The sequence below is a fragment of the Paenibacillus sp. GQ49 genome, from assembly GCF_059759055.1.
This window is the reverse complement of sequence record NZ_JCAXEL010000003.1, coordinates 348,362-365,960: the sequence shown is the minus strand read 5'-3', so window position 1 is coordinate 365,960 and position 17,599 is coordinate 348,362. Positions and strand designations below refer to the sequence as shown.

Genomic DNA, 17,599 nt, shown 5'->3' with positions numbered 1-17,599 from the left:
TCCGGAATACGTAAGCCCCACTATGCTAGAAAGGACTGTTGCTGTGTGTGGAATTTCGACATATTCTGGCATATTGCCACAGATGTCTGTTCAGAAAAGAATTGGTTTTTATAATCCATATCAATGATACCATGTGCCGTGCATCTTGCTATTCAGCATGTAAAAATCAGTGTCTTACAAGCCAGCAGAGCATCAGAACAGACAGAGTGGGATGGTTATTAGCCGGCATGAACCGGATATCCCGTTTATAACTACAAAATAAGTGAACAATTGTGAATTCCCTAACTTCCATCATAACATTGTTGAATTGTACGATACAAGCATTTTTACATAAAACATCTCAAATTCATCCAATTTAACGTCACATTTTTTTCTTAATTTCTTTACCGACAAATCATACTCTAATTGTTAACACAATTAATCGATGTTATTCGACAATGAGCAGCTTGAAGAACCTAACAGATGATTAACCAACCATCTCAACATTAAAACAAATTACGCAACATTTGAGTCCAGGACAAGTAGTCAATGACAAAGCCAGCAACGGCATGCCCCAAAATGATGGCGAGCAACAAATGCAACAGTCTTCCCTGAGCACCTCGTGGTTGCCTGATGATTAAATCCAGTTTGAGATTTGTCAAAGCCCACCAAGACAACGCAATACATAACAGGGAGACGATGATTGAGACCAAGCCATTGGTGCTTAACGCCTGGTTCACCTGATTCGTCAGATCAGTATCCATATATTCTTTACCTCCACATTTGTTGCAGCGATCAGCATATCATATGCCCGGCACCCATAACTTGTTAGTATAATGGAATGTCTTCAGCACAACATACTGAACGTACTGTCAGATTTACTCCTGCCAGGCAGGAATCTCCTGATGCCCAATCACCGAGCAGCAACATTTGCGGCTGTGCATGACTATGGAATCTACTACGCAGCTTCCTGCTTCTGCTGACTCTATGGAATATAGGCTCTTTCATCATACATTGTCAATTACATTGATTTCCACTTCTAAAATATTTTAATTTTAAAATGCCGGGATTTTGTGACCAAAACGACATAAAAGAGCGCTATTTCGATATCGATTCTGTCATTTCCTCGGAAATAATTTAGATTCATTCATGAAAAAAATGGTTCTCTTAGTGGTAAATGCGCCCACTACTTTAGTCCTACATTCTATTCAAATCCTCATAATCGGTGAATATTTTGCTTAAAATACTTCTGTGTACTGAAGGAACAGGATGGATTTGTGGTCAGCTATTTTGATATATTCGATAAAACAATTCTATCAAACAAACTCAAAAAAGCCCGGCAGACTAAGCCGCCAGGCTTCCAAGAATCGTTTATTTGCCGAATACATTAATCCGGTTAACCGCTTTTTGCAGTGCAATCTCTGCACGACGGTGATCAAAGTGGTCCTGATTGCTTTGGCTTGCAAGCCGACGTTCAGCCCGCTCTTTCGCCGCACGCGCACGATCCACATCAATGTTTTCCGGGAATTCAGCACTCTCTGCGAGTACAACAACCTTATCTTTACGAACTTCGATAAACCCGCCACCGATAGCAACTCGTTTATTTTCTTTTCCGTTATGGATATAGATTGGTGCAATCTGCAAAGGTGTAACCATAGGAATATGACCTGGCAGAATGCCCAGTTCCCCTTCAATACCACGAGCTGTAATGCTATTCACCTGTTCTGAATAGACCAAACGCTCGGGTGTTACGATTTCCAACAAAAAGGTGCTCAATTCCATCCCTCCTGAAATATCCGAAGGATAGCCCGCTTCATAAGGACAATCCTGGATTCAGACTAAACCAGTGTTTTGGCTTTCTCCACTGCCTCTTCAATTGTACCAACAAAGAGGAAAGCTGCTTCCGGAAGATCATCATACTTACCTTCGAGAATCTCTTTAAAGCTGCGCACCGTTTCTTTAACTGGAACGTATTTACCCGGAATACCGTTAAATGCTTCAGCAACGTGGAAAGGCTGGGACAAGAAACGTTGGATTTTACGAGCACGGTATACAAGCGCTCTATCTTCTTCACTCAACTCGTCCATACCCAGGATTGCAATGATATCTTGCAATTCATTGTAACGTGCCAAGATACGTTTAACGCCTTGAGCCACGCTGTAGTGTTCTTCACCTACAACTTCAGGGGACAAGATCCGGGAGCTGGAAGCCAGTGGATCTACCGCAGGGTAGATACCCATCTCGGAAATTTTACGCTCCAAGTTCGTCGTTGCATCCAAGTGAGCAAACGTCGTTGCAGGAGCCGGGTCAGTGTAGTCATCCGCAGGCACGTAGATGGCCTGGATGGATGTTACAGAACCTTTTTTCGTTGATGTGATACGTTCTTGCAGTTGACCCATTTCTGTTGCCAGCGTAGGTTGGTAACCTACCGCGGAAGGCATACGTCCAAGCAAGGCAGATACTTCTGAACCCGCTTGAGTGAAACGGAAGATATTATCGATAAAGAGCAACACGTCACGGCCTTCTTCATCACGGAAGTATTCCGCCATCGTCAGACCTGTGAGGGCTACACGAAGACGTGCGCCTGGAGGCTCGTTCATTTGTCCGAAGACCATTGCTGTTTTGTTGATAACGCCGGAATCACTCATCTCGTGATACAAGTCATTACCTTCACGTGTACGCTCACCAACACCCGCAAATACGGAGATACCGCCGTGCTCTTGTGCGATGTTGTTGATCAATTCTTGAATGGTTACCGTCTTACCTACACCGGCACCACCGAAGAGACCGATTTTACCACCTTTAGCGTAGGGAGCGAGCAAGTCGATAACTTTGATTCCTGTCTCCAGCATCTCTGCTTGGGTAGTCAGTTCATCAAATGCAGGTGCTGAACGGTGAATCGGGTTCTTGTGCTCAGCAGCTACGGCACCGCCAGTATCAATTGCTTCGCCGAGTACGTTAAATACACGACCCAGTGTTGCTTCTCCGACAGGTACAGAGATTGGTGCTCCTGTATCTAAAGCTTCCATACCACGAACAAGTCCATCCGTGGAGGACATCGCAATACAACGTACTCGGTTGTCACCCAGATGTTTCGAAGCTTCGAGTGTAAGGTTTACACTTACGCCGCTCTCACTTACTGTAGTGATCGTAATGGCATTGAGGATTTCCGGCAGACCGCCGCGATCAAACTCGACGTCAACAACCGGACCCATGATGCTCACAACGCGTCCTTTGTTCATCTTAACGTTCCCCTCCTACAAGCCTGCTACTTTTGCAAAAATAATGTACCGTTCGTTTATCTTTGCTCTGCAAGCCTTCATTAATAAAAAAACGGTTAGCCTTGTGCTGCGTTGGCACCTGCCACAATTTCCGTAATCTCCTGCGTAATCGCCGCTTGACGGGCACGGTTGTATGTCAATGACAAGTCGTTAATGAGTTTGGATGCATTTTTGGTTGCATTACCCATTGCCGTCATTTTCGCGCCGAGCTCACTTGCCTTACCGTTCAGAAGTGCACCATAGATCAGCGTTTCCGCGTAACGCGGAAGCAAGACCTCAAGTACAGCTTCAGCAGACGGCTCGTATTCGTAGCTTGCCGTTGGTCCTTCCGCAGCAGTTACCTCAGGTGTTTCCATCGGAAGAAGTTTTTCTACCGTAGGAATCTGGGTCAACGCATTCACAAAGCGGTTATAACAAATGTACAATTCATCAAATTCAGCCAGTTCAAACCCATGAACAGCTTCGTGTGCGATGGATTTGATGTCTGCAAATGAAGGCGAATCCGACAGATCCGTTGTTGTGGATGCCATCGCAATTTCACGACGTCTGAAGTAATCGCGTCCTTTACGTCCAATGACGAACAATTCGTAGTCATCCTGGGAGTTGTGGCGCTCTTTGAGCGTCTGATTAACCTGACGCAAAACGTTTGCATTGTATCCACCTGCAAGACCACGGTCCGATGTAATGATCAGGTAAGCTGTCTTTTTGACCGGACGGCTCTCCAGCATCGGGTGCTGTATGCCTTGCGTGCTTGATGCAATACTAGCTACAACTTCTTTCAGTTTCTCCGAATAAGGACGGGCTGCTTCCGCTTTTTCCTGCGCTTTACGCAGTTTTGCAGCAGCTACCATCTCCATTGCTTTGGTGATCTGCTTGGTGCTTTGTACGCTTTTAATTTGCCGCTTGATTTCGCGCATGCCTTTTGCCATGATTTCACCACCTCAAAACTTTGACGGGGTCAAAGTTACTTCGTAAGCATCACCACTAGTTTTGACAAAGTCAAAACTACATCGTAAGCATCATCTTTTTTGACAGAGTCAAAGTATTACATGCAGACATGCGGAATCGGTTAGACAACTCCGCACCTGCAATCATTTATTTAGACAGAGACAGCAAAGCTCTTTCTGAACTTCTCAATTGCACCTTTCAGTGCATTTTCGTTGTCTGCAGTCAATTCTTTAGTATCACGGATGGATGCAAGAATCTCCGGATGGGTGCTCTCCATGAACGCGAGGAACTCACGTTCGAAACGAGTAACATCACCTGTTGGGATCTCATCCAGGAATCCTTTAACCGCGGTGTACAAGCTGACAACCTGTTGTTCTACAGGCAGAGGCTGGTTAACACCTTGCTTCAGGATTTCCATCATACGTGCACCACGATTCAGGCGGGCCTGAGTCGCTTTATCCAGATCGGAACCGAACTGGGAGAACGCTTGAAGCTCACGATATTGAGCGAGGTCGAGACGCAGGGAACCTGCAACCTTTTTCATCGCTTTGATCTGAGCAGAACCACCGACACGGGATACGGAAATACCTACGTTGATCGCCGGGCGTTGTCCAGCATTGAACAAGTCAGCTTCCAAGAAGATTTGTCCGTCCGTGATGGAGATTACGTTCGTTGGGATGTATGCAGATACGTCGGAAGCTTGTGTTTCAATAAACGGCAGTGCGGTTAAAGAACCACCACCAAGTTCATCATTCAGCTTCGCAGCGCGCTCCAGCAAACGGGAGTGCAGGTAGAAGACGTCACCCGGATAAGCCTCACGGCCCGGTGGACGACGAAGCAACAAGGAAAGCTCACGATATGCAGAGGCTTGTTTGGTCAAGTCATCATAGATAACCAGAACGTGCTCGCCTTTGTACATGAAGTACTCACCCATCGAACAACCGGAATACGGTGCGATGTACAAGAGTGGTGATGGATCGGAAGCTGCTGCTGTTACAACAATTGTGTACTCCATTGCGCCTTTACGACGAAGAGTTTCCACAACTTGAGCAACCGTAGACTGTTTCTGACCAATAGCCACGTAGATACACTTCATGCCACTGCCTTTTTGGTTCAGGATCGCATCAATTGCGATGGATGTTTTACCTGTTTGACGGTCACCGATGATCAACTCACGTTGTCCGCGACCGATTGGAACCATTGCATCAATGGCTTTGATCCCTGTTTGCATCGGCTCATGAACCGATTTACGATCCATTACGCCTGGTGCTTTACCTTCAACCGGACGGAATTCCGTTGTAGCGATTGGCCCTTTGCCATCTACAGGAATACCGAGCGGGTTCACAACGCGTCCAATCAATGCTTCGCCTACAGGCACTTGCATGATTTGACCCGTACGTTTCACTTGGTCACCTTCACGAATATCGTAGTAAGGTCCCAGGATAACGACACCGACATTGCTTTCTTCGACGTTCATGGCGAGTCCCATAACACCGCTTGGGAATTCAACCAACTCGTTGGACATGACGTTCTCAAGTCCGTAAACACGAGCAATACCATCACCAACCTCGATTACCGTTCCGACTTCGACTACATCGATATCGGTCTTGTATTGTTCGATTTGGCTCTTAATTAATGTACTGATTTCTTCTGGTTTGATACTCAAGTGTCCTCACCCCAATCTACTGTACTCGTCTGTTAAAAGACTGCTCAAGACGTTCGAGCTTGCCAGCCAAGCTGCCGTCATAGATCGTATCGCCAATGGCGACTTTCAATCCGCCCAGCAGAGTCGGATCAACAATGTTCTCGATACGAATCTTTTTATTCACACGGCCACCGAATTCACGGGCTACCGCTTCTTTTTCTTCATCATTCAACGCATAAGTCGAGTAGACACGCGCATCAGCGATGCCCAGCGACTCACCTTGGATCTTCCGATAATCATTCAGCAAGTCTCCCAGCAATTCAACGCGTCCGCGCTCAATCAGCAACAAGACTGTACGAAGGACTGAATCGGATACCTTGCCATCAAGACTTGAGTGAATTACGTTCTGCTTCGCTTCATCAGAAATGTTAGGGGATACGATAAATTTCTCGATATCTGCATCTCCGGTCAATGCACTGACTACTGCAACCAGTTCCTGTTCAACCTCAAGCACCTGCTGTTGCTGAAGAGCAACTTCGAACAATGCTTTCGCATAACGCTTGGCAACTATCGTATCGCGGCTCATTGTCGGCCTCCTACCTCATTGAGGTATTGGTTCACAAGCTCTTCTTGTGCAGGACCGTTCTCAACTTCTTTTTTGATCAACTTGGATGCAATCTGAACGGAAGCTGTACCCAGTTCGCTGCGAAGTGCTGCGACTGCTTTGTTCTTCTCGCTCTCGATTTCGCGTACTGCATCGTCTTTCAGACGATTTGCTTCAGCTTTTGCATCAGCCAAAATCGATTCAGCTTGTTTACCACCTGTTTGTTTGGACTGTTCAATGATGTCGTAAGCATCTTGACGTGCTTGCTCAAGAGCTTGTTTTTGTTCCTCCACATAGGCAATGGCCTGTTCCCGTGTCTGTGCAGCCTCATTCATCTGCGTCATCACGAGTTCACGACGTTTTTCCATAATGGAGAACAAAGGCCCGAAGGCATAACGGCTAAGCAGCCAATATAAAATTGCAAATGCAACAATCGCAAGAAGCGTATTTTCCCATATGAAACTCAATCTGTTCACTCCTTCCTGGAGGTATCCTTGAAACGTCATCCGTTAGAACGGACATTACCTAAAAAGAAGGCGCGGATGGCTATGGCCTTCCCCGCCAAACCTTTAAAATTTAATTAAGCCATACCGTAGAACATGAACGCGAGTACCACACCGATGATCGGCAATACCTCGATCAAACCTACACCGATAAACATTGTTGTTTGAAGAGTGGATTTTGCTTCCGGTTGACGGGCAATACCTTCCACCGTTTTGCTGATTACCATACCGTTACCAATACCTGCGCCAAACGCGCCCAGTCCTGCAACAATTGCTGCTGCGATTAATGCCATTGCTCCCATTTGTATATCCTCCTTAAAATGATAAATCGAATTTTTTATTGTTCAGCCTGGTGAAGAAATCTTCGTAGGGCTTGAAACTTAATGCTCGTCGTGTGTCTCGATGCTCTGTGAAATGTACACCATCATCAAGATAACAAACACAAATGCCTGGATCGCGCCGATAAAGATACTAAAACCTTGCCACACCATAAGTAGCGGAATCGCTGCAATAGCACCAAACACTTTGAATGTGGTCAGTTTCAGGATCGTTGCGATCAGTACCTCACCCGCGAAGATATTCGCGAATAGACGCATACCGTGTGTCAACAGCTTGGATGCCGTCTCAATCAAGTTGATTGGCAAGAACAAGGCGAATGGCTTGAAGTAATGCTGGAGATACCCTTTGGTGTTACGGAACAATCCAAGTCCATGAGATACAAGGAACGCTACGAGAGCGAGTCCCATCGTTACAGACAAGTCGGCTGTTGGTGATTTCCACCAGGCCAGTTCAACGTGTGGGTGTGCCTCTGGGTCCTTGGCATGCGCTTTTTCAAACGCCTCCACCGCTGTAACAATCGGCTTACCGAATACTTGCGCATGTTCTGCGCTGTCCACTGCAGTTACCGCTTGGAATGGAAGTCCGAGCATGTTTCCTACAAAAATGAACATAATCATGGAAAGAGCGAGAGAGATAAAATGTTTACCTTTCTTCATATCCATTGTACTGGAAATCAGATTGCGGACGAATTCTACTGCCCACTCCATAAAATTTTGCAGCTTGCCGGGATTTTCAACGGATAATCTCCGTGTTGCCAGTACAGCAAAAATAAAAACAAGTGCACCTGTTACCACCAGCATCAACAGTACCGATAGATCCAGTCGAAATCCGCCAAGCATAATAATTGGAGCTTCATGCATATTTTTCTCACCCCTTTCTCGACTTGAAAGCTGCAGCCCTTAACATCATTCTGCTCTGCGGGAATGGACAATCCCTATAATCAGTAAGGAATATTGTGCAATGACGAGACCGCCTGCAACCGCATATGTATTGAAGTACTGCGGAAAGCGCATCGATATGAATATACCGAGCACAGCGAGTGCCGCTCTTGTCAAAAATCCCAAGTTGACACGCTTCAAGTTACCTTCTGCCGCATCATCAGACATTTTCCTTACTTTGTAGCCCAGGTAAAATGCATTGATCCAGCTAACTCCTGTACCCAGGGCCAGTCCCAAAGCAATTGTCTCCACACGTGGCATAAAGGCCGCTGCGAGAAAACAAATCATAAGAAAGTACATGACGAAAACAGTCATCGATCTGCGGTATCTGGTTAGTTCACTCATCACTTTCCCCCATGAATTTTTTCGCGATAAAGTAGATGCTTACACCGCCTGCCGCAAGAAAAAAGAGAACGCTTACGGCGATCCATATTCCGTTACCTCCGATGGTCTTGTCCAACCAGGAGCCAGCGTAATATCCGGCAACAGCGAGAATGGCAATCTCGATCCCAAAAGCTGTCACGAGCCCCATCGCTTTCCATACATTATCGTCATGGTTACGGGATGAATTTGGTTTGTTCGAATCGGCCATTTTCCACGCCACCCTTGCAATCCCAGTTAATTTTACTGAATGATGAGAGCCTTTGTCAATTGAATGATTTTAGCGTTTTAAAGGGGGAAACGACGGGAATACAGACCCTCAAAGCCCATAAACCCGCGTAAACCGTACAGTTTAACTGTATGCTTGCCCTTTATAAATCCGTCAGAAAAAATGTATTATTTTTTGAATTTTCTGTGAAATGATTCCGGACGCTCACTATTTACACCGAAATGATGCAAAATCGCATTGACAATTCTTTCCGAAGCATGTCCATCACCGTATGGATTGGCAGCCTGGCTCATGCTTGCATACAGGGTTTTGTCTGTAAGCAGAGCTTTGGTCCGTTCATACACACGTTCCTCTTCGGTACCTACCAATTCCAGCGTTCCGGCTTCAATACCTTCCGGGCGTTCTGTTGTATCGCGCAATACGAGCACAGGCACACCAAACGAAGGCGCTTCTTCCTGCAAACCGCCTGAATCGGTCAAAATCAAGTGAGTGTGCGGGTAAAAGTTATGCAAATCCACCACGTCTAGTGGATCAATTAATTGAATACGGGGATGATTCCCCAAAATCGCGTGAGCCGGCTCCTTCACAGCAGGACTTGGATGCACCGGGTACACGATGGCAATATCTTCAAATTCGTCGGCAATCCGTTTGACGGCCTGGAAAATGTTGCGGTGAGGCTCGCCTTGAGATTCACGGCGATGAGCTGTCATCAGCACAAGGCGTTTGCCTTGGGCCCAATCAAGTACCGGGTGTGTGTAGTCCTCCCGTACAGTATATTGAAACACATCTGTTACCGTGTTGCCTGTGACGTACGTACTAGACTCTGATTTATTTTCTTTGGCAAGATTGGAAGAAGACCAATCCGTAGGCGCAAAGTGTAGATCCGCCAGTACTCCCGTCAGCTGACGGTTCATCTCTTCCGGATATGGAGACAGCTTGTTCCACGTCCGCAGCCCAGCTTCCACATGTCCTACCTGAATCTGTTGCAAGAATGCTGCGTAGCTCGCTACAAAGGTAGTTAATGTGTCCCCGTGAACCAGTACAATATCCGGCTTCGCTTCGGCTAACACCGGTTCCAGACCGCCAAGCACACGAATTGTGATTTCATTCAATGTCTGACGGTCCTTCATCACATCCAGATCATAATCGGGATGAATGTCGAAAACTTCAAGTACCTGATCCAACATCTGGCGATGCTGCGCAGTTACGCAAACAATAGATTCAATAGACTCAGGGTGTTTCTGCAATTCCAAAATAAGCGGAGCCATCTTGATGGCTTCCGGACGCACCCCAAAGATCGTCATGACTTTAATTTTGTTGGACATTCGAGCAAAGCCCCTTTTCTATAAGTTCCGAACCTCTTACAAAGCATGCAATATGCTTATTTAGTGCCGTATAGACGGTCTCCTGCATCTCCAAGCCCTGGAACGATATAACCATGATCATCCAGACGGTCGTCCAATGCTGCTACATAGATGTCCACATCGGGATGTGCATCTTGCACAGCTTTTACGCCTTCCGGTGCCGCAACCAGGTTCATCATCTTGATTTGGGTACAGCCACGTTTTTTGAGCACGTCAATAGCTGCAATTGCCGAACCACCCGTTGCCAGCATCGGATCAATTACAATCAATTGACGCTCTGTTACGTCTGTAGGCAGTTTGGTGTAGTATTCTACCGGTTGCAGTGTTTCCGGGTCACGGAACAGACCAACATGTCCAACTTTTGCCGCTGGCAACAATTTCACAACGCCATCCAGCATTCCGAGTCCTGCGCGCAGAATCGGCACCAGGCCGAGCATACGTCCAGAGATGACTTTACCTTGTGTTGCAGCTACAGGTGTCTGTACATCAATCGTTTCCAGTTCAACATCTCTTGTAATCTCATAAGCCATCAACGTTGCTACTTCATCCACCAATTCACGAAAATCTTTCGTATTCGTACGCATGTCGCGTATAAACGTCAGTTTGTGTTGAATCAAAGGGTGATCACATATTACTAATTTTCCCATCTAATTTGTCCCTCCGGTAAGTTCTTCATGTTCAGCATTTCCAAATATACCTAGCCGCCATTCATGGGCTCGATAAATCCTGTATATTATATCATCACCAACAACGAATTACACCATCAAAGGGCACCCAATCATTACAGATTACCGAATCCTATAAAAAACAGGACCGGAAAATGATCCATCCGGTCCTGTTTTGCTCCTGCTGTTATGTCGTTAAGAAAATGAAAATGATGAATACAAGGGCACTCCGCCTACAGAATGATCCTTCGATCGCTGTTATCCCCAGATTTTTTTTATTCTCCTTTTAACAAGGGAAAAATCCGGGGATAAAGGCGAACGCTTCGCTTCTGCGGTCTCATTCTGTCTGCTTCGTTTTTTTGTATCCCATTTTAAGAACATCTCAAATACAAACACCATTAGCAAAGTTTTTTAGTATTTAAGATCGGTATAGAGCGGGAATTGGTCTGTCAGTGCAGTCACTTCTGCACGGGCTTCATCCAGCTTCGCTGTATCTTTTGGATTTTTCAGCGTTTTGGCAATGATCTTACCGATCGCTACCATAGCTTCTTCGTTCATGCCACGGGAAGTTGCAGCAGGTGTACCAATTCGAATACCACTCGTTACAAACGGGCTTGTAGGGTCGAATGGAATTGCATTTTTGTTCACGGTAATGCCGATGGAATCAAGCACATGCTCTGCTTCCTTACCTGTGATGTTCACACTGCGTGTGTCGATCAGCATCAAGTGGTTATCTGTACCACCGGATACGATGTTCAATCCTTCAGCGATCAGTGTTTCAGCCAGAACCTGTGCGTTTTTCACGACATTCTGTGCATATGTTTTGAACGAAGGTTGCAAAGCTTCACCGAATGCTACCGCTTTGGAAGCAATCACGTGCATCAGAGGTCCACCTTGGGAACCTGGGAATACCGCTTTATCAATCGCTGCTGCCCATGCTTTGCGGCACAGAATCATACCACCACGAGGTCCACGCAGCGTTTTGTGTGTAGTTGTTGTTACGAAATGCGCATGTGGAACCGGGTTTGGATGCAAACCAGCAGCAACCAGTCCTGCGATGTGAGCCATGTCCACCATGAACAAAGCGCCTACATCATTGGCGATGGAAGCCAGCTTTTCAAAATCAATGGTACGCGGATATGCACTTGCACCTGCAACGATCAGACGAGGACGGTGTTTGAAAGCCGCTTTGCGTACTTCATCATAATCAATCAGGAATGTATCTTCCTGTACGCCGTATGCTACAAAGTTGTACAGCAAACCAGATGCGTTAACCGGGCTACCGTGTGTGAGGTGTCCACCATGGGCAAGGTTCATACCAAGTACAGTATCACCAGGTTTCAACGCTGCAAGATATACTGCCATGTTCGCTTGTGCACCGGAGTGAGGTTGAACATTCACGTGTTCTGCTCCGAACAATTCTTTTGCACGATCACGCGCGATGTCTTCAACGATGTCCACATGCTCACAACCGCCATAGTAACGTTTGCCTGGATATCCTTCAGCATACTTGTTGGTCAGAACAGATCCCATTGCTTCGATTACTGCTTCACTTACGATGTTCTCGGATGCAATCAGTTCGATGTTGTTCTGTTGACGTTTCAGTTCAAGATTCATCGCTTCCAGTACTGCCGGGTCATTCTTGCGCAATTGTTCCATGATTAAATTCCTCCCAGGTATAAGTGAAGTTATAAAGCGAAACTACAGTGGTTACACTCCTGACTTCGATTGCATCACCATCTTCCGATCGCTGTTATCCCCGGATTTTCTGAACTCCCTTATAATAAGGGGAAAATCCGGGGATAAAGGCGAACGCTTCGCTTCTTCAGATTGGTGTTGCACTCTCCGTTTTCGTGTAAAGTCTAATTTAGCTTTATATTGGTTGAAGATATCAGTCACAAAATGTCGAATCTGGTTGTTCTTCCTTACGATACACCGCGCGTTCGCCGCCAATCAACTTCGGACGGGTCAACGCTGTGGTTACACGAGCATCTCCAACATAGCGGAGCACTGTACGATAGGGTACGGCTACATGCCGGAGATGCATCCCAATCATCGTCTCCCCAATGTCCAGTCCCGCATGGGCCTGCACATGTTCAGCCAGGCATGGATCGGTCAGCGAACGATATGCTGCGGATGCCATGGAACCTCCGGCCTTGGGCACGGGTACTGCACCAACCTCGGTCAATCCAAGTCGAGTAAGCACAGAACGTTCCATTACCAGCGCACGGTTCAGATGCTCACAACATTGGAATACCGTGTCAAAACCGAACTCTTCCTGCACCTCGCGTATACCCGCAAGAAGCTGTTGCGCCAATTCAATGGCACCACTCGTACCAATCCGAGCGCCTGCGACTTCACTTGTGCTTGTACCGATCACAACGATCTGTCCAGGCCCAAGCTGTCCGGCAAGCGCCAGTTCATGCAGAATAGACGCGGTCTGTTCCTGCAATCCGGGTTGTTCCGAATCTAACTCTATAGTCATCCTATTATCGCCTCCCGATAAAATCATGCCTGCTTTCTCTTGGCTGTCCTTCGTATTCTTGCACGGCATCTCAGGTACTATTATAGCGAATAATCAGATGAAAGACGAAAAAAAGAGCAGTCTGCGGGTAACGCAGAATTGCTCTTTTGCCCAGGCGACCGGCCGTTTGTTCCGGTGCTCCATCGTGGTTATGCCCACTTCGTCGCCAGTTACACCGGATCCCTGTTTTCCCCTTCATCATAAAACAACCCGCGCCTAAAATCAACGGTTAATTTACATCACGTGTCCTATTTCTATAACCTGCCTCGCAGGATCAGAATTATCCCAGCTTATCCAAAAGCCGGTCCAATGCCGTCCGAATCTCAGCTGCAGCTATATTATAATCATCACGACTTCCCCCAAACGGATCGGAGATGTCGAAACTTGGAATTCGTTGTCTAATCTCAATGGCTCGCTCACGCTCCGATGCCAGGATCTCTTGCCCAAGGGCACGTTTCATCTCAAGCGTTGCAAACAGGCTGTCCAACTCCTGAACATCACTTAATACCTGTTCATCATCCTCCACATATTCTTTCAATGTATAGGTTTTGTGGACTGAATCGGGAAAAACCTGCATGACATGCTGCTTATGACTCCGTGTTAATGTAAGAACCAGATCGGCCCAACCTACCAGGTTAGAGCTAAGCTGTGTGGAATGAGGTGGACCTTCAACGTTATGATCTCTCAAAACTGCTTCCGCATGACGGGAGATCGGCATACCCGACGTTGCTGCCACACCTGCGGAGCGAACCTCTACCTGAATGCCGCGCTCCGATGCCAGTTTTCGCAAAAGCCCCTCTGCCATGGGGCTGCGGCACGTATTTCCTGTACATACGAATAAAATATGTTTCATTGTGTTAGCCTCCCCATTTTACATATGATGCGAATGATATGATATCTCAAGTTTTATTTTAAAATATAAACAAAAGTCCAAACGCAAGCAAGATTGCGCCACCAATAGCTTCGCCGTAATCCCCGAGATTCTGACTCACCCGACGGCCTAATAACAGCCCCATAACCGACATCACCCCGCCACACACACCGAAAGCAAGTACGGTCAAGATCAGATCACTGCTAAACATCCCTAAGGAAACGCCAACGGAGAACGAATCCACACTTACGCTGAGGGAGAACAACACAACGCCGAGCAGGGAACGGTGGTCCACCAGCTTGGTATCGCCTTCACGAAATGCATTCAGAATCATATGAGCACCCAGCAAAACAAGCAATCCACCTGCCGCATACGTCGTAATGTCACCGAGCAGGGAGCTGACGTATTTGCCCATATACATGCCGATGAGCGGCATGATGATATGAAATAGAGCCGTTACAATACTGATTCGCAATACATCCCGCAGCCGAATGCCCTTCATGCCAATTCCGATCCCGAGTGAGAACGCATCGAGGCCAAGCGCAATAGCCATGATCAAAATGGTTACCAACTGCCCCACATGGGCAGACACATCCCACATCCCCATACCCCCAAGTCACGTAAAGGTTCTTGTACACGATATGCGGACAAGGACCTAAACATGACCGATGAAAGGCAAACGGCGACGGATCTGTGGTCAAATGCTGGCTTTATAGAATCTTGATTTTGTTTTGGAAAAAGAGTAATTAGCTCTCCTGACTGTATGATCAGGAGAGGTTATGAGGGTTGCTGGTTGCCAACTTGTATGAGTTGGTTCCCCGCAGCCTTGAGCAGCCGATTCATGACGGCTGCTCCCAGCCCTTCGCGTGAGCAGGCTTCAGCCACAATATATGTGGCGCCTTGCTCATCGCAGCTGCGCAGCGCGGCGTATAGCCGGCGCGCTGCTTCTTCCAGCTCGCTGGCGTCACCCAGCGAGAAAACGGCATCGGCGCGGTACTGCTCCGCGTGCTCGGCGAACGCCAGCACAGCGGTGCGCTCTCCGCGCTGCGCCGCCTCTGCGAGGGCGGCGCTAATCCAGGTCGCCACCGCTGCGGGCGGCCCCTCCACCACGCACAGCGCCCCTGCGGGTGCGTAGTGCGTGTACTTCATGCCCGGCGAGCGCGGCGCCGGGCTGCCCACGCCATCGGCCCCCTCCGCGAGTAGCGCGGGGTCCGTGGCGACACGGGCGGCAACGGCGGACAGTTGTTCCGCCGTAATGCCGCCAGGGCGCAGGATGGTGACGGTACCGTCGTCACCGACCTGCACAACCGTGGACTCGACGCCCACCCCGGTGGGGCCGCCGTCCACAATGCCGCCGATGCGGCCATCCAGATCCTCGCGCACATGAGACGCGAGTGTCGGGCTTGGCCGCCCGGAGCGGTTGGCGCTTGGTGCAGCCACAGGGCATGCCGCCGCCGCGATTAACTGCAAGGCCACCGGGTGGTCCGGCATGCGCACGGCCACCGTGTCCAGTCCGGCGGTGACACGCGGGGACACCGCCCCCGGCCTAACCGGGAGCACCAGCGTCAGTGGTCCCGGCCAGAAGGCCGCCATCAGCGCTTCCGCTGTTTCGTTCACTTCCGTAACCAGAGTATCCAACTGGTCACGGTGCGCGATATGCACAATCAGTGGATTGTCGGAAGGTCGGCCTTTGGCGATAAATACGGCCTCCACGGCTGCTGTGCTACGCGCATCCGCACCCAAGCCATAGACCGTCTCGGTCGGAAAGGCCACCGTCTGACCTTGACGAATGCAGGCTGCGGCAGCCTGCAAGTCGGCGAGCGCCTGTTGATCGGCGCTCCCCTTTTTCACATCCAACATTTCAATATTACCCAATCCGTGATCGTTCTCAGCGCTCACCAAGACGCGTACATCCCACATCTCGGTGACCAGTTTTCCCGAAGCTTTCATATCACGGTTTTCTCTACCATCCCTCATCTCAGAGGTGTGTTGAACTGATTCGTTTTCTCTGCTCATATATCATCATTCCTAAACTTCAAGTAGGTTAGTTCATATCCATATTCAATATAACTAATTATAACATACCTGTCCCAACTCGGATGCCCTTCAAACTGCCCCCGGAAATTCCCCACTAATTCATATCAAAAGGGCAGCTCCCTTAATCGAAGTCACCCTTCTTAATAGTATAAATAAGTTGTTATGCGAATAATCCAGTTACCCAACTCCACAGTTTCACAGCCATATCCCACAGAAAGAATCTCGCCTCCGGTGTATCTCCCTGCACAGATGCCTCAGCATCTCCTGGTTCAGCCGCTGCGGCCGATACCGTTGAAGGTTTCGCCAGTGCATCCCCGGTCCCTGCATCAATGAAGCACAGCGGCGGGAACAACACACACCACCAGTTCTGACCTTTGCCTTCGCCCAGCGTAATCCGAACGGCTTCATAATCTCCGGCAGGATAGACAGTACCCCCATATAGTTTGGTCGGGAATGGAACAGAACCCAGCTCCACCCGATACTCATAATTCAAACCGCGACTGGCCAACTCTTCTCCCACCTGACCCTCAATCTCCGACAGATGCTCACGAATAACCTTGCGCGCTTCATCCAGACTTTGCGGATTCTCCAGTTCGGCTACCCACTCGCCCATCTGAGCAACGACAGTATCCCTAATCTCGCGTTTCACTAATTGATCTCCCGGTGCATCCGAGTTTGCGAGAATACGCAAGCGAATCGATTGTTCCGGAATTGCTGTGGCCGCCACAGCTGCATCCGTTTTCTGACCTTCCCACATCATGATAATCATCATAAGACATACAATAATAAGTCCAATTTGCTTTACAATTCGTCTGTTCATTCCGTTCTCCCCCTCGGCTCTCTGATCACGTTGCCTGTAACTCTCTCATGTCTATCAGTATGCCCGGTAGAGACGGAAGTAAACCTAGCATTTGCAATAAATCTACTAGAAGTTGTTCAAAAAGTTCGCTTTAATTACGAAGGATGCCCAGCTGCATCATCAACGTCGAATATGAAATTCAGCGGAAATAAGCGTGAGGCTTACGCAGTATGTTTCCGAAGGAAACAAATTGATTGCTCGCGTAGTTTATCCTACGCTCCACAACTCCATTTCTAACCTAATCCCATCTTCTCGGTAGTGAAAACCCAACTATTTGAACACGTACTACTAGAATGTGTATTTAAACCCAGGCAAGTTATACGATGACAAATGTGGGCGTACAAGAAGCCTTGAAGACTGTACTGGCTGACCCTAGGCGAATGACTCTCGTGAATGACCAGTCGATGTTCCAAGGAACCGAGGACGTCTTAT

General features: G+C 48.0%; 19 protein-coding genes and 1 riboswitch. All 19 genes read right to left on the bottom strand.

Annotation, left to right across the window (positions count from 1 at the left end; all coding sequences use genetic code 11):
* Window positions 1-485: 485 nt before the first annotated feature.
* Entirely contained in the window at window positions 486-743 is a 258-nt protein-coding gene (locus AC6CIF_RS08740) for a DUF1146 family protein (protein WP_017691941.1), read from the bottom strand.
* A gap of 607 nt (window positions 744-1,350) precedes the next feature.
* On the bottom strand, window positions 1,351-1,755 hold the full coding sequence (locus tag AC6CIF_RS08735; protein ID WP_091036299.1) for a F0F1 ATP synthase subunit epsilon: 405 nt from the start codon (window positions 1,753-1,755) through the stop codon (window positions 1,351-1,353).
* Window positions 1,756-1,817: 62 nt separating this feature from the next.
* Entirely contained in the window at window positions 1,818-3,221 is a 1,404-nt protein-coding gene (gene atpD / locus AC6CIF_RS08730) for a F0F1 ATP synthase subunit beta (protein WP_047840699.1), read from the bottom strand.
* A gap of 95 nt (window positions 3,222-3,316) precedes the next feature.
* Window positions 3,317-4,189, bottom strand: a complete 873-nt coding sequence (atpG, locus tag AC6CIF_RS08725) for an ATP synthase F1 subunit gamma (RefSeq protein WP_036612560.1) — start codon at window positions 4,187-4,189, stop codon at window positions 3,317-3,319.
* Between the two features lie 170 nt (window positions 4,190-4,359).
* Window positions 4,360-5,874: a F0F1 ATP synthase subunit alpha gene (gene atpA, locus AC6CIF_RS08720; RefSeq protein WP_498199085.1), complete on the bottom strand. Its 1,515-nt coding sequence runs from the start codon at window positions 5,872-5,874 to the stop codon at window positions 4,360-4,362.
* Window positions 5,875-5,890: 16 nt separating this feature from the next.
* The gene (locus AC6CIF_RS08715) at window positions 5,891-6,439 is read right to left on the bottom strand and encodes a F0F1 ATP synthase subunit delta (protein ID WP_036612565.1); all 549 of its coding nucleotides are present in this window, start codon (window positions 6,437-6,439) and stop codon (window positions 5,891-5,893) included.
* A complete protein-coding gene (gene atpF, locus AC6CIF_RS08710; protein ID WP_036612568.1) occupies window positions 6,436-6,924 on the bottom strand; it encodes a F0F1 ATP synthase subunit B in 489 nt (162 codons plus the stop codon). The genes AC6CIF_RS08715 and atpF overlap by 4 nt, the downstream gene beginning before the upstream one ends.
* 113 nt (window positions 6,925-7,037) lie before the next feature.
* Complete coding sequence (gene atpE, locus AC6CIF_RS08705; protein WP_017691934.1) at window positions 7,038-7,262, bottom strand: F0F1 ATP synthase subunit C; 225 nt, start codon at window positions 7,260-7,262, stop codon at window positions 7,038-7,040.
* Between the two features lie 78 nt (window positions 7,263-7,340).
* Window positions 7,341-8,159, bottom strand: coding sequence for a F0F1 ATP synthase subunit A (gene atpB, locus AC6CIF_RS08700; RefSeq protein WP_076209795.1), 819 nt, complete (start codon window positions 8,157-8,159; stop codon window positions 7,341-7,343).
* A gap of 45 nt (window positions 8,160-8,204) precedes the next feature.
* Entirely contained in the window at window positions 8,205-8,582 is a 378-nt protein-coding gene (locus AC6CIF_RS08695; protein ID WP_076209794.1) for an ATP synthase subunit I, read from the bottom strand.
* Window positions 8,575-8,829 (bottom strand): AtpZ/AtpI family protein, encoded by a 255-nt coding sequence (locus tag AC6CIF_RS08690; protein WP_024632723.1) that lies wholly within the window; start codon window positions 8,827-8,829, stop codon window positions 8,575-8,577. The genes AC6CIF_RS08695 and AC6CIF_RS08690 overlap by 8 nt, the downstream gene beginning before the upstream one ends.
* A 185-nt stretch (window positions 8,830-9,014) precedes the next feature.
* Window positions 9,015-10,172, bottom strand: coding sequence for a non-hydrolyzing UDP-N-acetylglucosamine 2-epimerase (gene wecB, locus AC6CIF_RS08685; RefSeq protein ID WP_036667768.1), 1,158 nt, complete (start codon window positions 10,170-10,172; stop codon window positions 9,015-9,017).
* 56 nt (window positions 10,173-10,228) lie between these two features.
* On the bottom strand, window positions 10,229-10,858 hold the full coding sequence (gene upp, locus AC6CIF_RS08680; RefSeq protein WP_017691929.1) for a uracil phosphoribosyltransferase: 630 nt from the start codon (window positions 10,856-10,858) through the stop codon (window positions 10,229-10,231).
* A gap of 429 nt (window positions 10,859-11,287) precedes the next feature.
* Window positions 11,288-12,535, bottom strand: coding sequence for a serine hydroxymethyltransferase (glyA, locus tag AC6CIF_RS08675; RefSeq protein WP_017691928.1), 1,248 nt, complete (start codon window positions 12,533-12,535; stop codon window positions 11,288-11,290).
* A gap of 232 nt (window positions 12,536-12,767) precedes the next feature.
* Complete coding sequence (locus AC6CIF_RS08670; RefSeq protein WP_498199083.1) at window positions 12,768-13,361, bottom strand: TIGR01440 family protein; 594 nt, start codon at window positions 13,359-13,361, stop codon at window positions 12,768-12,770.
* A 141-nt stretch (window positions 13,362-13,502) separates the two neighbouring features.
* Window positions 13,503-13,584, bottom strand: a riboswitch (ZMP/ZTP riboswitch).
* Between the two features lie 96 nt (window positions 13,585-13,680).
* Window positions 13,681-14,253 (bottom strand): low molecular weight protein arginine phosphatase, encoded by a 573-nt coding sequence (locus tag AC6CIF_RS08665; protein ID WP_036612575.1) that lies wholly within the window; start codon window positions 14,251-14,253, stop codon window positions 13,681-13,683.
* A 58-nt stretch (window positions 14,254-14,311) separates the two neighbouring features.
* Window positions 14,312-14,872, bottom strand: a complete 561-nt coding sequence (locus tag AC6CIF_RS08660; RefSeq protein WP_076209792.1) for a manganese efflux pump MntP — start codon at window positions 14,870-14,872, stop codon at window positions 14,312-14,314.
* A 176-nt stretch (window positions 14,873-15,048) separates the two neighbouring features.
* Window positions 15,049-16,248 (bottom strand): L-threonylcarbamoyladenylate synthase, encoded by a 1,200-nt coding sequence (locus AC6CIF_RS08655; protein WP_498199209.1) that lies wholly within the window; start codon window positions 16,246-16,248, stop codon window positions 15,049-15,051.
* 220 nt (window positions 16,249-16,468) lie between these two features.
* A complete protein-coding gene (gene spoIIR, locus AC6CIF_RS08650) occupies window positions 16,469-17,128 on the bottom strand; it encodes a stage II sporulation protein R (protein ID WP_498199082.1) in 660 nt (219 codons plus the stop codon).
* Window positions 17,129-17,599: the final 471 nt, after the last annotated feature.

Excerpts from the sequence above, each read along its gene's own strand:
- AC6CIF_RS08715 (WP_036612565.1), bottom strand. The coding sequence starts at position 6,439 with ATGAGCCGCGATACGATAGTTGCCAAGCGTTATGCGAAAGCATTGTTC.
- AC6CIF_RS08655 (WP_498199209.1), bottom strand. The coding sequence starts at position 16,248 with ATGAGGGATGGTAGAGAAAACCGTGATATGAAAGCTTCGGGAAAACTG.
- upp (WP_017691929.1), bottom strand. The coding sequence starts at position 10,858 with ATGGGAAAATTAGTAATATGTGATCACCCTTTGATTCAACACAAACTG.
- AC6CIF_RS08665 (WP_036612575.1), bottom strand. The coding sequence starts at position 14,253 with ATGAAACATATTTTATTCGTATGTACAGGAAATACGTGCCGCAGCCCC.
- atpE (WP_017691934.1), bottom strand. The coding sequence starts at position 7,262 with ATGGGAGCAATGGCATTAATCGCAGCAGCAATTGTTGCAGGACTGGGC.
- atpG (WP_036612560.1), bottom strand. The coding sequence starts at position 4,189 with ATGGCAAAAGGCATGCGCGAAATCAAGCGGCAAATTAAAAGCGTACAA.
- atpB (WP_076209795.1), bottom strand. The coding sequence starts at position 8,159 with ATGCATGAAGCTCCAATTATTATGCTTGGCGGATTTCGACTGGATCTA.
- AC6CIF_RS08690 (WP_024632723.1), bottom strand. The coding sequence starts at position 8,829 with ATGGCCGATTCGAACAAACCAAATTCATCCCGTAACCATGACGATAAT.
- AC6CIF_RS08660 (WP_076209792.1), bottom strand. The coding sequence starts at position 14,872 with ATGTGGGATGTGTCTGCCCATGTGGGGCAGTTGGTAACCATTTTGATC.
- atpD (WP_047840699.1), bottom strand. The coding sequence starts at position 3,221 with ATGAACAAAGGACGCGTTGTGAGCATCATGGGTCCGGTTGTTGACGTC.
- AC6CIF_RS08670 (WP_498199083.1), bottom strand. The coding sequence starts at position 13,361 with ATGACTATAGAGTTAGATTCGGAACAACCCGGATTGCAGGAACAGACC.
- AC6CIF_RS08695 (WP_076209794.1), bottom strand. The coding sequence starts at position 8,582 with ATGAGTGAACTAACCAGATACCGCAGATCGATGACTGTTTTCGTCATG.
- glyA (WP_017691928.1), bottom strand. The coding sequence starts at position 12,535 with ATGGAACAATTGCGCAAGAATGACCCGGCAGTACTGGAAGCGATGAAT.
- spoIIR (WP_498199082.1), bottom strand. The coding sequence starts at position 17,128 with ATGAACAGACGAATTGTAAAGCAAATTGGACTTATTATTGTATGTCTT.
- wecB (WP_036667768.1), bottom strand. The coding sequence starts at position 10,172 with ATGTCCAACAAAATTAAAGTCATGACGATCTTTGGGGTGCGTCCGGAA.
- AC6CIF_RS08740 (WP_017691941.1), bottom strand. The coding sequence starts at position 743 with ATGGATACTGATCTGACGAATCAGGTGAACCAGGCGTTAAGCACCAAT.